This is a genomic window from Tahibacter sp. (assembly GCF_032229445.1).
Classification (GTDB): domain Bacteria; phylum Pseudomonadota; class Gammaproteobacteria; order Xanthomonadales; family Rhodanobacteraceae; genus Tahibacter.
The window spans coordinates 66,865-80,529 of record NZ_JAVTWC010000101.1; the positions used below are offsets into that span (position 1 = coordinate 66,865).

General features: G+C 64.8%; 3 protein-coding genes. All 3 read right to left on the reverse strand.

Features of this window, described 5'->3' with window-relative positions:
* Positions 1–2: 2 nt before the first annotated feature.
* The 3 genes from RUU78_RS17255 to RUU78_RS17265 all read right to left on the reverse strand — a co-directional run bounded on the left by RUU78_RS17255 (position 3) and on the right by RUU78_RS17265 (position 13,657).
* Positions 3–11,426 carry a non-ribosomal peptide synthetase gene (locus tag RUU78_RS17255; RefSeq protein ID WP_313918702.1) on the reverse strand — a complete coding sequence of 3,808 codons (11,424 nt, stop codon included), beginning with the start codon at positions 11,424–11,426 and terminating at the stop codon, positions 3–5.
* Between the two features lie 127 nt (positions 11,427–11,553).
* Positions 11,554–13,284 (reverse strand): GGDEF domain-containing protein, encoded by a 1,731-nt coding sequence (locus RUU78_RS17260; protein WP_313918703.1) that lies wholly within the window; start codon positions 13,282–13,284, stop codon positions 11,554–11,556.
* Between the two features lie 94 nt (positions 13,285–13,378).
* Positions 13,379–13,657, reverse strand: coding sequence for a hypothetical protein (locus tag RUU78_RS17265; RefSeq protein WP_313918704.1), 279 nt, complete (start codon positions 13,655–13,657; stop codon positions 13,379–13,381).
* Positions 13,658–13,665: the final 8 nt, after the last annotated feature.

The following is a 13,665-nucleotide window of genomic DNA, read 5'->3' on the forward strand; positions in this document are numbered from 1 at the left end:
TTCTAGTTTCTCTTGGCGTTGCTTTGCGGGCTATGGACCAATCCGCGTGCCAAGGCCGCCGCCGTGCCGGCGATGAACGGCGTGGTCATCATCGAAAAGTGGCAGCCGTCGACGTCATGTACGCGGATGGCGGCGGGCGGAAGCACGCGTTCCCAGCCGCGCCATTCGCGCATAGGTGGAACATCGCACTGACTGGTCTTGACCAGGTCGACGGTGATATGCAGCGGTCGTGCGGCGTAGCGGCGTGCGGCGAGCGCATAGATCTCGTGCCGCGCGAGGCAGATCTGGCGCGTCGCCGGATCGAGTGCCGCGACGTGAGGCGGAGTTTCGGCGAACTGCGCCGGATGCTCGTCGCGGCCAGGTTCCTCGAAGCCGTAGTAGCTGTCGATCAGGCCGAGGTATTCGACCGTCTCGCCGTCGTCGATGAGACGCGTGGCGATTTCATACGCGAGCAGTCCGCCGAACGACCAGCCGGCCAGGCGATACGGACCCTGCGGCTGACGCTCACGCAGGGCCGGCAGCAATCGATCGGCGAGCAGTGCGATCGACGCCGATTCGTCCTGCGGGCTGGCGGTTTCGGCCAGACCGCAGACGGCGATGCCCACGGGCAGTTGCGCGGCGAGTACATGGGCGTAGAGCAGCAGTCCGAAGCCGTCGTGCAGCAGGAACAGCGGCGTGCCGTCCGCATCGCGCACGGCGACGAGCGCGGCATCGGCGTGGGCATCGGCACGTTGCTGCACAGCCCTGGCAAGTGCGGCGATCGTCGGATAGCGAAAGACATCGGCGACTTGGATAGTCACGTCAACCTGCTGTAGCTGTCGCACGAGGCGCAGCGTCATCAGCGAATGCCCGCCCACGGCGAAGAAATTTTCGTCACGCCCGAGGTTTCCGCGACCAAGCACGACAGACCAGGCCGCGGCGATGGTTTCCTCCAGCATGCCGGCTGGCGCAGCGCCCGTGCTTGCGGTCACGACGTCGGCTGCGAACGCAGGCAATGCATTGCGATCGAGCTTGCCGTTAGCATTCAGCGGCAGCTGCTCCAGGCGCACGAATTGCGTCGGTATCATGTACTCCGGCAACGCCGCTGCAAGATGCGAGCGTAATGCGGCGGCGTCGATCGACACGTCGCCGGTGTCGCCGCCGACCCAGTACGCGACGAGCATCGGGCCACCCGACGCGTCTTGGCGCAGCGCCGCGGCTGCCTCGGCGACGCCCGGAAAGCGGGCGAGATGGCTTTCGATTTCGCTCAGTTCAATGCGGAAGCCGCGCAGCTTGATCTGCGCATCGTTGCGGCCAAGGAAATCAATTTCTCCGTTCTGCAGCCAGCGCGCCTTATCGCCGGTCTTGTACATACGCGCGCGCGCATCGTCGGCGAAGGGGTCCGGCAGGAATCGCTCGGAGTTGATGTCTGGGCGGTTGAAATAGCCACGGGCAACCGGCACGCCACCGATGTACAGCTCCCCGGCGACGCCGGATGGCAGCGGCCGGTGTTCCCTATCCAGTACATACAGCCGGCAATTGTCGATGGGCCGGCCTATGGGTATTCGGACTGCTCCGTGATCGCGCGCGCAGAGGTGCCAACTCACGTCTATTGACGCCTCAGTCGGGCCATAAAGATTCTGGATGCCGACGCGTGGCAGCTTGCGCTGGAAGTCCTCCACCACCGCCGGCGGCAGTTCCTCGCCGCTGCATACGACATGCTTGAGGGCCGGAAAATCGAACGCGCTGCGCTGCGCCAGGAACAGGTGCAGCATCGACGGCACAAAATGCAAGATCGTAATTCCGGTTTCTCGCATGATGCGCGCGAGCCGCTGCGGATCTCTGTGGCTGTCGGGCTCCGCAAGCACCAGACGCGACCCGCAGATCAGCGGCAGAAACAGCTCCCACACTGACACGTCGAAACCCAACGCAGTCTTCTGCAAGACGGCATCGTCGGGTCCGATAGCAAAATGGCGCTGCATCCACGCAAGGCGATTGACCACCGAGCGGTGTTCGAGCATTACGCCCTTGGGCAGTCCCGTGGAACCGGACGTGTAGATGATGTACGCAAGTTCCGTCGATGTGATCGGAGGTGGCAGCGCGCTTGTCAGGATTGGCGCTGCGGCGAGCGCGGCATTCACCTCGATCACCCGCGGCGGCGACTCCAAGCCGTCGAAGGAAGGCACGTCGCCGGTATGCAGCAGCCAGCCCGGCTGGCAATCCCCAAGCACGTGCGCCTTGCGCGCGGCCGGGTGCGAGGTATCCAGCGGTACGTAGGCCGCACCCGCCTTCAGCGTTGCCAACACGGCGATGATCATCGCGGTGCTTCTTTCGATGTGGATCGCGACGAAACTACCTACACGAACGCCGTGCGCCACTAGGTAGCGCGCAAGGCGACCGGCTCGCGAATCGAGTTCGGCATAGTCCAGATGCTCATCGCCGGCTTGCAGCGCAATCGCATCCGGCGTGGCGGCGGCCTGCTGCTCGAACAATGTGTGGATGCATTGCTCGTGCGGGAATTCACGGCGCGTGTCGTTCCACGCTTCCAGTACCTGATGGCGCTGGGCTGGCGTCAGCACTTCGATACGGTCGATCGTCATGTCGCTGCCGGCCACAATCTGCTCCAGAATCGTCAGCCAATGCGCGCGATACCGCACGATAGTGGATTCGTCGAACAGCGCCGAAGCGTATTCGATGCCGCCATGAATGCCGTCGTGGGCCTCGGCGAGGATCAGCGACAGATCAAACTTGGCGCAGTGCGGCGCGCAGTCGGGCAACGGTTCGCTGCGCAATCCGCGCAGGCCGGGTATCTGCGCACTACCCGCCTGCCATGCGAACATCACCTGGAACACCGGGTTGTACGCCAAGCTGCGCGCAGCCGACACGAGTTCGACGATTTTCTCGAACGCGATGTCCTGATGCTGCTGCGCTTCCAGCGAGGTTCGTTCGAAGCGTCGTATGAGTTCCGAGAGATGCGGCGTGCCCGACAGGTCGAGCCGCAGCGGCAAGGTGCTGACGAGCATGCCGACGAGCGCCTGCGCTTCCTCGGTCGACCGGTTCGCGCTAGGCGTGCCGACGATCACGTCGTCCTGGCCCGACAAGCGCCATAACAGCAGTGCCCAGCTCGTCAGCAACAACACGAACGGCGTAGTACCGAAGCGCCGGGCCGCTGCGCGTAAGCGGTCTGCGCCACCGGCGTCCAGGTGGCACGGCACGAAGCCACCGCGAAAATCCTGCTGGGTCGGGCGCAACCGATCCGACGCCAGCTCAAGCAGCGGCGTCGCGCCACGCAGCGTCGTCTGCCAATACGCCGCATAGCGCTGCTGATGACGTGCCGCGGTATGTCGCTGAGATGCTACCCAATCGGCGTACTGCAGCGGCAGCGCGCGCGGCGCCGGGACGGTCGGGTCGACCTGTGCGTCATACAGGGCGGCGAGGTCACTCAGCAGCACACGCATCGACCAACCGTCGCCGACGATATGGTGTAGGGAGAAAATCAGCGCATGGCTGTCGTGCGCTTCGCGCATCACGCAAACCCGAAACAGCGGCCCTGCCTCGAGATCGAACTGGCGGTCGATCTCGCCATCGATCAGGTCGCGCAGCGCACCAGACGCGTCTCCCGGCGGCACGTGGCGGCGCGAGGCGCAGGCAATGTGCGGCACGATGCGCATCTGTGGCCTTCCGTCGACATCGACGAAAACAGTGCGCAGCGATTCGTGCCGTTGCACCAGGGCATCGAGCGCCGCATCGAGTGCCGCGTCGACAAGCGTGCCGCGCAGACGCACGCCGAATACGATGTTGTAAGCGGCCGCCGCTCCCGGAAGCTTGGCGAGGAACCATAGTCCTTCCTGCTCAAAGGACAGCGGCAGCGCCGCGTCGCGCGCTGCGCGCAGCAGCGCGGTTGCCTCGGCTGGAGCGGCCGCGTCGATGAAGCGCGCGAAATCGGACAGCACCGGATGCGCGAACAGATCCGGCGGCGACACCTCGATCGCGACTGCGCGCCGGATGCGCGCGAGCACCTGCACGGCCGCCAGCGAGTGACCGCCGAGCTCGAAGAAATGATCGTTGATGCCGGGTGGCGGGCAACCGAGCACCTCGCACCAGATCGTGGCCAGCAATTGCTCGGAAGGCGTGGCCGGCGCGACGAAATCACGCTGTCCCGGTAAGGTCTCGGGTGCGGGCAGCGCGGCACGATCGACCTTGCCGTTGGCTGTCAGCGGCAGCCGCGGCATGAACACGAATTGCGACGGCACCATGTAGTCGGGCAATCGGGTGCCCAGCGCGACGGCAAGTTCGCGTCCGCGCTGCGCTTGTGCAAGCACGTCCACCGGTACGTTGGTCCGGCCGGCAAAAGGCGGCTCGGGTAAATCGCGCAGTACTCGCGCATGCCCACGCAGCGCGTCCGCGGTGCGCGCGACCAGCAGATGGAAGCGACCTAGACAATCCGAAGCCAGCCAGCTGGGCTCCGCCTGCAGGCCGCGCTGGCGCGCGGCAGCGACCGCCTCGGCCACGATCGTCGAAACGCCAGTTAGCGTATCGGGCGGTGGCTCGATCAGGTACGCCGACGGCTCGATCAACGTGTTGCGGAGATTGGCCACGACAGCCACACCGTCTGCCTGCGCGTCGAGGAATTCAAACGCGTGGCGCAACGCAGCACTGTCGTGCATTGCATCGAAGCGCCGGCTGCTGGCAGCCGACGCCGGCGCGCAACGATGCAGCACAACGTCGTAGCGGTATGCCGTGAGTTCGTTGACGTACATGCCGGTCTTCGGCAGCAGTTGCAGATCGGCGACGCGGCCCGTGTCGGCGAGATCGCGAAAAAAGCGCGGCGCGATCAGCAGCTCTTTTTCAAGACGCGATGAAGCGCGGGCCAGCGACGCAAGTTCGTCGCGCGGCGGTGTGCTGCCGCGGCGGAACGCGTGGATCGACGCGTGAAAGGCATCGAGCAGCAGCAGGTTGCGTACGTCGCCGATGAACAGGTGTCCGTCCGGCGTGAGGCGTGCCAGCGCGGCTTCAATCACCTCGGACAGGTAGCGCTCGCTCGGAAAATACTGCACCACAGAATTGACAATGATGGTGTCGAAACATTCCGCGCCCAGGCGATCCAGCTCGTCGGCGCGCGCATGCACGAGCTCCACCCCGTCGATGCCCTGGCGATCGACCTTGGCCTGAAGGTGGTGGAGCGCTTCGCGCGAAAAATCGATACCGACGTAGCGTTCGCACAGTGGCGCGATGCCGAGCAGCAACAGGCCGGAACCGCAACCAATTTCAAGCACGCGCCGCGGCTGCAGCGCGAGGACGCGCGCGACGGTCTGCTGCCGCCACTCTTCCATCTCGACGAGCGCGATGGACTCTCCGGTATAGCTGCTGTTCCACCCGCCGAAATCGAACAGCACCTGCGCGTCCGGCACGCGGTAGTTGTCGTCGTAGAGTCGCGTCCATTCGGCCACACGCTGGTCGCTGAGATCTTCGATGGCGGCCGGTTCTGCTGGCTGCAGCACGACGAAGGCGATGAGGCGCGTCACATCGCCGGCTTGGCCCAATGGTACGACTGCGGCTTCGCGCACCTGCGGCAGCGCCGCGAGCGCGCTTTCGATTTCGCCGAGTTCGATTCGCATGCCGCGCATCTTGATCTGGTCGTCGGCGCGCCCGACGTAGTCGATGCGGCCGTCGTCGAGCCAGCGCACGAGATCGCCGGTGCGGTACAGGCGGGCGACGGGATCGGACGCATACGGATCGCGCAGGAAGCGTTGCGCGCTAAGTTCGGGCAACCCGAGATAGCCGGCGGCCACACCTATGCCGCCCAGATACAGCTCGCCCACAACACCGATGGGCTGGGGCTGCAGCGACTCATCGAGCACATAGGCACGCAGGTGCGGAATGGGCCGGCCGATCGTGATCGGTCCGTCCTCGCCGACGTCGTCGCAGGTCGCCGCGACGGTAATCTCGGCCGGACCATAGAGGTTCAGCAAGCGAAACGCAGCGCGCGCCGGTCGGTGGCGCGTCAGCCGTGCACCGCCCGTAGCGAGTACACGCAGAGATGCTGGCACCATGCCCTGCGCCAGCGCGAGTTCGGCTAGCGGTGTCGGCAGCATGCTGCTGTGGAACGGTTGCGCCGACCACCAGTGCAGCAGCGCGTCGGCATCTTCGGCCGCCTCGACCGGCGTCAGCAGCAGCGTCCCGCCAGCACACAGGGTAGGCCAGATGTCGATCACACTCGCATCGAACGCGAGCCCACAGACGCCCGACGCGAGCCGGCCCGGCGCGAGGTCGAGTGCCGCAACCAGCCAATGAACGAGATTGTTGAGCCCGCGATGTTCGATGGCGATGCCTTTGGGCATGCCCGTCGAACCTGATGTGTAAATGACGTAGGCGACGTCGCCGGCGCTCCTGATCGCACCTGCAGGCGTGGACGGCGCGTTGGCAACAGCATCCGGGTCCAGGCGCGTACGCCCGGGCCGCAGCAATGCCGGCGAGACATCGGCGTGCGCAACGAGCACAGTGGCCGCACTGTCATCGAGCATGTGCGCCAGGCGCTCCGCGGGCAGCGCCGGATCGAGCAGCACATAAGCCGCGCCAGACTTGAGCACGGCGAGCAAAGCGACGATCAGCGTCGGGCTTCGCTGCAGGCAGACGCCCACACGATCGCCTGCGCCGGTGCCGCACTGCGAGAGCGCAACGGCAAGCTGATTCGCCCGCCGGTCGAGTTCGCCGTAACTGATCCGTTGATCACGCTGCTGCACGGCAATGGCGTTGGGCTGTGCCTGCGCCAGTGACGCGACACGGACATGCACCGGCCGCGCGTCGACAACAGGCTGCGGGCCGCAGGCCCATTGTTGCAAAAGCTGGTCGCGCTCGCCGACGCCCAGCAGCGGCAGGTCGCGCAAGAGCTGCGAGTCGTCATCGACCATGGCGCGCAGCAGGATCTGCCAATGCGACAGATAACGTTCGATCGTGCGACGCTCGAACAGAGCCGTCGCGTACTCGATGCCGCCTGCCAATCCCTCCGGCGTCTCCCACAGGTACATCGTGAGGTCGAACTTGGCGCTCTTGCCGCTCAGCAGCAACTGTTGCGAGACCTGTTCCAAGCCGTCCAGGGTGACGGCAACCGGTGGCACGCTCTGCCACGCCAGCGCAATCTGGAACAGCGGCGTATGTGCCGCGCTGCGTGCGGGCCGCAGCAGCTCCACAAGACGCTCGAACGGCAGTTCGCGATGGCGCTGAGCCGCCAGCATTTCATCACGGCAGCGTTCGACCAAGCCTCGTGCGGTCGGATTGCCGTCGAGATCCAGACGCAGTGGCAGAGTGTTGGCGAAGAACCCGATAAGGTGCTCGGTCTCCAGCTGATCACGATTGGCGACCGGTGTGCCGATGACGAGGTCGGTCTCGCCTGACAACCGCGAAAGCAACGCCGCCCAGCCGGCGAGCACGGTGACGAACAACGTCGTCTCGCAGCGCACGGCCAGCGCGCGCAACGAGTCAGTGAGCGATCGTGCAAAGGTGCAATCCACATAGTCACCGCGAAAATCCTGCTGCGGCGGACGCGGACGGTCGGCAGGCAATTCCAGCAGCGCGGGCGCAGCCGCAAGTCGCTCCTTCCAGTAGCGCGCATGCGCGTCGAGCGCGCTGTGGTCCAAGTGACGACGCTGCCACACGGCGTAGTCGGCATACTGGACCGGTAGATCGGGCAACGCCGCGCGGGTACCGCGGCGCGCGGCGTTGTATTGCGTCATGAGTTCGTGCTGCAGGAGCGCCAGCGACCAGCCGTCGCAGGCAATGTGGTGCACGGTGAGGACGAGCACATGCCGCGATGGCCCCAAACGCAGAAGCACCGCGCGTAGCGGCACATCGACGGTCAGGTCGAAAGGCCGGTCGACTTCGGCCGCGACAGCGGTGTCCACGGCAGCGTCGCCGGCGTCAGTGAGTTCGCGCACGAGCAGCGGAGGAGCCATGCCCAGCGTCAGCACGTGCTGGCCGGGCTGTCCGTCGATCTCGGGAAATACAGTCCGCAACGCCTCATGCCTAGTGCGGATGGCCTCGATCGTGTGCTGCAACGCGACGACATCCAGCTCGCCGCGCAGATGCAGCACCAGTGGCATGTGGTAGGCGCGGCTCGCATCGCTGCCAGTCTGGGCGACGAACCATAGGCGCTGCTGCGCGAACGAAAGCGGCAACAGGCCATCGCGCGCGACCCGTGTCAGCGACGGCCGCAACGCCTGCTCGGCGCGCGCCGCAGCGGCGGCGAATGCCGCGAGCGTCGGGTGCGCAAACAGTTCGCTCACGCCCACATCGACACCGGACGCGCTGCGCAGGCGCGCTACGGCGCGCACGGCGAGGAGTGAATGCCCACCGATGCGGAAGAAATTGTCGTGGCGATCGACGAGGCGTCCGTCGAACAGCTCGCTCCATATAGCGGCCACATCGCTCTCGATACCGGCGCGCGGGGCTTCGCGCAACACGCATGCAACGGCGGTGGGTTCCGGCAAGCGTGCGCGATCGATCTTGCCGTTCGGCGAAACTGGCAGATCAGGCAGCACGACATACCGATCCGGCACCATGTAGAGCGGCAGGAAGCGCAGCAGGTGCTCCCGCAGGCTTTCCTCGATGCCCGCCGGCGGCGGCGACGCGCCCTCGCCCAGCACACAGTAGGCTACGAGCGCGCGGTGGCCGGCAGTGCCTTTGAGCACGACGGCCGATTCTGCCAGTGCGGGATGGGCGGACAACTGCGCTTCGATCTCGGTCAGCTCGATGCGGTGGCCGTGAAGCTTCACCTGGTCGTCGGTACGGCCGAGGTGGTGCAGCACGCCGTCATCATCCCACCGCGCGAGGTCGCCACTGCAATACATGCGCTGACCGGGCGTGAATGGATCGGGCAGGAAGCGTTCCTGCGTCAGCTCGGTCAGGCCGACGTAGCCGCGCGCCACGCCGGCACCGGCGATGTAGAGCGTGCCGGTCACGCCGGGCGGCACAGGACGTCGCCGCGCATCGAGAACATAAACGCACGTGTTGTCGAGCGGCCGGCCGATGGGCTCGATGGCGAGCCGGCCCGTCAGGACGGCTGGCTCGACGCGATGCACAGTTGACCAGATCGTCGTTTCGGTAGGACCGTACACATTCCACAATGTATGAACACGCGCCGCCACGCGCTCGGCCAGCTCGACCGGCAACGGCTCGCCGCCGCTAAGTGCGCGCAGTCGGGGCAAGCCCGACCAGCCCGAATCGATGAGCATGCGCCAGGTAGTCGGCGTGGCCTGTACGACGCTGATTGCACGCGCCGTCATCAACCGTGTAAGGGCATACGGGTCCTGCGCGGTCGCCCGGTCGGCCATCACGATGCACGCACCACTGACCAACGGCAGGAATATCTCCAGCGCAGAGATGTCGAAGCTCAACGTCGTCAGCGCCAGGACGCGATCCTGCGGCTGGATGTCGAGGCGCGAACGCATCGCCAGCAGCAGATTCGCGAGACTGGCGTGTTCGATCATGACTCCCTTCGGCACGCCGGTCGTGCCGGAGGTGTAGATGACGTAGGCCAGATCCTGCGGCTGTGATGCATGCGGCGGCGGGGCCGTCCCGACGTCGCCTGGCGGCGCGGCCGCGTCGACGTCGATCGTCACGATCCCGACACCAACCGCCGACGCGTTCCCCTGCACGAGCACGGCGGCAACGCCCGCGTCGCTGAGCACGTGCTGCCGGCGTGACGGCGGATGCTGCAGGTCAAGCGGCACGTAGGCAGCCCCGCAGCGCAGCACGCCGAGCAGCGCCACCACCATTGCGATGCCACGTTCCAGCGCGACAGCAACGCGATCCCCAGCGCCGATGCCGTTGCTGCTGAGCCGTTGCGCAAGCGCTGCGACCTGCGCATCAAGCTGCGCGTACGTCAGCACGGTATCGGCATGCTCTAGCGCTGGCGCGTCCGGCGTGGCACGCACGTGTTGCTGCATCAATTCGATGACAGTGGCATCACCGTGGGCAATACATTCGCCGTTCCACGCGCGGACTATGCGCTCGCGCTCGCCTGCGCTCATGAGCGCGATGTCGTGGACGTCCGATGTATCGTCGTCGGCAAAGCCTTCAAGCAGTCGCTGCCAGAGCGCGAGATAACGCCGCACGGTGCCTGTGTCGAACAGCGCAGCCGCGTACTCCAGCCCTATGATGAGCTCGCCTGCGCTTTCCCAGATCAACAGGGATAGATCGAGCTTGGCGACAACGCGCTCCACCGTACCCCCATACAGCATCAGGGGGGTAGCGCGTTCGATGGTTGCGACTTGGCCCTCGAGGCCGAACTTGCGTTCCAGCGCCGGCAGCGGAGTGACATCGAGATCGCCGAACGCAATTTCTCCATGCGCAGCGCCATACCAGTTCAGCAGCGTTTGGAACAGCGGGTTATGCGCAAGGTTGCGCTGTACGCCAGCGGTATCGACGATGCGATCGAACGGCAGATCCTGGTGTGCCGCAGCAGCGCGTAATTGTGCTGCAGCGAGCGTGATCGCGCCGGCGACGCTCGTACCTTCCGGGTTGCCGATTCGCACGGGTATCGTGCCGACGAAACAGCCGATCACGTCGCGCGACTCGTCAGCGGTGCGGCCGCTGGTGGAAACGCCGACGACCGCTTCCTCCTGCAAACTCAGACGCTGGATCAAACAGGCCCATGCCGCCAGCAAAACGCTGAAAAGACTGACGTCATGGCGCTTGGCCAGCGCGCGCAGCCGCGCGGTCAGCACCGCATCGATGCGCCAGTGCACAAACGCGCCGGCGAAGTCGTGTTGAGCCGCGCGCGCGGCATCACAGGGTAGCGTGGACATCAGTGGCGCGCCGCTCATCGAATCGTGCCAGAACGTCTTCTGCAGCCGTAGCCGTTCGGCATAGGCATGGCTGTTCTGCAGCGCGATGCAATCGGTATAGCGCGGCGCCGGCGTTGCGCCTAGCGCCTGGCCGCTTGTAGCCAGCCGGTAGTTCGCGTCGATCTCGCGCAGCAGCAACTGCAGCGAAGTACCATCGAAAATCACATGGTGCACATTTATCAGCAGCACGTGCCGGTCTGGCGCGAGCGCAATCAGACAGGCACGGATCAGCGGACCATTGTGCAGATCGAATGGCGCGGAGAATTCCCGCTGTGCCTGCGCGTCTACGGCGCCATCAGCCGCCCCGCCGGCATCTCGCAGATCGATCGTCGTCAGCGTAAAGACGGCATCGTTTCGCACATCAGGCACGAGGTGGGGCTCGCCGTCGGTTTCGACGATTCGCGCGCGCAAGACGTCGTGCCGACGATAGACCCCGTCCAGCGCCAGCCGCAATGCACTCGTGTCGAGCGCGCCACGCAGCTGCAGTCCGACAGAAATGACATATGCCTCGGACGCCTGCACACCGAGCCTGGACAGAAACCAGAGCCTGCGCTGAGCTAGCCCCAACGGCAGGACATGTCCGCGGTTGGTTTCCGGCGACACTGCTATTTTCCCGTCACCGTGAAGACTCGCCGACGAACGCACGACAGCGCAGTTGTCCTCCACCATAAAAAACCCCTGTCCAGTTGTGAGCACCGCTCAATCGATGGCCCGTCTCATTTGGCCAGTCCTATCTCGCACCGAAGCTCGCGGCATCCGCCAGCGACATGTTGGGCGAAGGCTGTGGGGGCTCGAAGCTGGCGATGCGGTCACGGCCGCGCAGCTTGGCGCTGTAGAGCGCCGTATCCGCGCACGCCAGCAGGTGGTGCAGTTCGTAGCCGCCTGTTCTGGTCGAACTGATGCCGAAACTTGCCGATACCGCGAAATTCCCGAGCGCGCCGTCGGCGTTGGCAGAGGCAATGGCAGCACGCAGCTGTTCGGCTAGGAGCAGCGCGCGTTCCTGGTTGTACCCGGCAAGGAGTATCGCAAACTCCTCGCCGCCGATCCGGCCGAAATGCTGGTTGGGCCGCAGATACGTAGTGCAGACGGCAGCGATCTTGCGCAGCACGTGATCACCGGCAGCGTGGCCGTGAAGATCATTGATTATCTTGAAATGATCGAGATCGAACAGAATGGCGACGGCTTCCTGTCCGTTGCGCTGGCACTCGTCCAGTGCCCTTAGCGACAGCGCGAGGAAATGCGGGCGGTTGGCGATGTTTGTCAGTCCGTCGCGTTCGGACAATGTTCGGAAATGTACCTGGCGCCGCTTCGTGTAGAAGGCCCAGAGAAAAACGACCAGAAGGCCTGCCATCAGCATCGCGATATACAGTCGACTCGTTTCAGCTGCCTTCGAACCGAGATCCCGCTGCAGCTGCAGGACCTGATTTTGCTTGTTGAGCGCATCGATCTCGAGCTTGGTCGAGAGTGCCTGATGCCGGGCCATCTGGTACGCCAGCGAGCGCGTCGTCACGTCATCGACGTTCTGGCGGTCTGCCTCGGCAAACTTCTCGTGATAGCTCAGTGCGGTCTTGGCGTCGCCCTGTCGATCGGCGATGCGGTAGAGCAGCCGGTAGGCGGCTACCAGCGATTCGGTCACCTCGTTGGGCACACGTTTTTCGATGGCACGGAGCGCATAGCTGCGCGCTTTCCCCGCATCGCCAAGATGCCAGTACGCTTCCGCGAGCAGGATGTCGAACTCGGATATCACGCGCAGATAGCGCGTTCGCTGGACCTCGTCGTAGTGCTGCAGAAGCAGGCCTATGGCTTCCTCGTAGCGTGCCTTGTCGATATAGGCGTGCGCCTGGAAACTGCGCACGATATTGGCAAATACGATTTCTTTCTGGCGGCCGCAGATATCCAGCGCCAGACTGACGTCGTCGCCGTCAGGGTCGAGCCTTTCCAGCTTGTACAGCGACTCGACGCGCAACTCGCGGGCGATGCATTCGCCGCGCAGCCCCATGCGCTCCTGTAGCAACTTTGCGCTCAAGTCCAGACCCAGTTCATATTGGCCGGCCTGGTTGTGCAGTAGTGCTGCGGCGTGCAAGCCCTGTTCTCGGGCCAGGAGGTCGGTAGTTTTGGGCAACTGCTCAGTCAGCAGATCCAGATGCGTGTAGGCCTCGAGATAGCGCCCCGCGATGCTGAGGTTGCTCACCAGGCTCGCGGTTGCTCGGAAGCGCAGGACCTGATCCACCGAATCGGCAATCACCGACTTGTAGAGGGGAATGGCCGCGTCGTAGTCGCCAGCGTATCCCCGCTCCCAGCCGCGCAAATAGTGGAAATACTGCAGCTGCGGGGGCGTCAGCAATTTTTTTTTCTGTTCGATCGACTCCAGCATGCTGACGAACTCGGGATAGTTCGAGCTCTTGAGCGCATCCGCGACAAGCAGTTGCCGATCGACTTCGCCGTCCTCAGCGGCGGCCACGCATTCGACGACGCAAAGTATCGCCAGAAGCGCAAAGCCGACGCGAACGCTTGACCGGATCCAGCCAGCGAACGCGTCGGCGAAGGTTTGCCAGCTAGGCGGCACGAGCCTGCATGTCCTGGGCGGAGCGGATCTCTTCTTCCTCCTCCTTCTTGCTGGGCGCGTCATCTTCGGCCGGCGCCATACCGCACACGACATTCGTACGCGCTCCGAGCAGTTGCTCCAGGCGCTTCTGGTCACGGGCGACTAAGGCTTCGCGCAGCTCCGCATCGAGTGACTGGTGTTGCAAGGCTGCACTCAGTTCGCTCGTCGAAGCGTTGCGAAGCCGACTGTCGCCACCTGCGCGCTCGAGAAATTTCAAGACGTTGAACATGGTTATTC

Bases quoted from the DNA above. Each gene is read 5' to 3' on its own strand.
- RUU78_RS17265 (WP_313918704.1), bottom strand. From the start codon at position 13,657: ATGTTCAACGTCTTGAAATTTCTCGAGCGCGCAGGTGGCGACAGTCGG.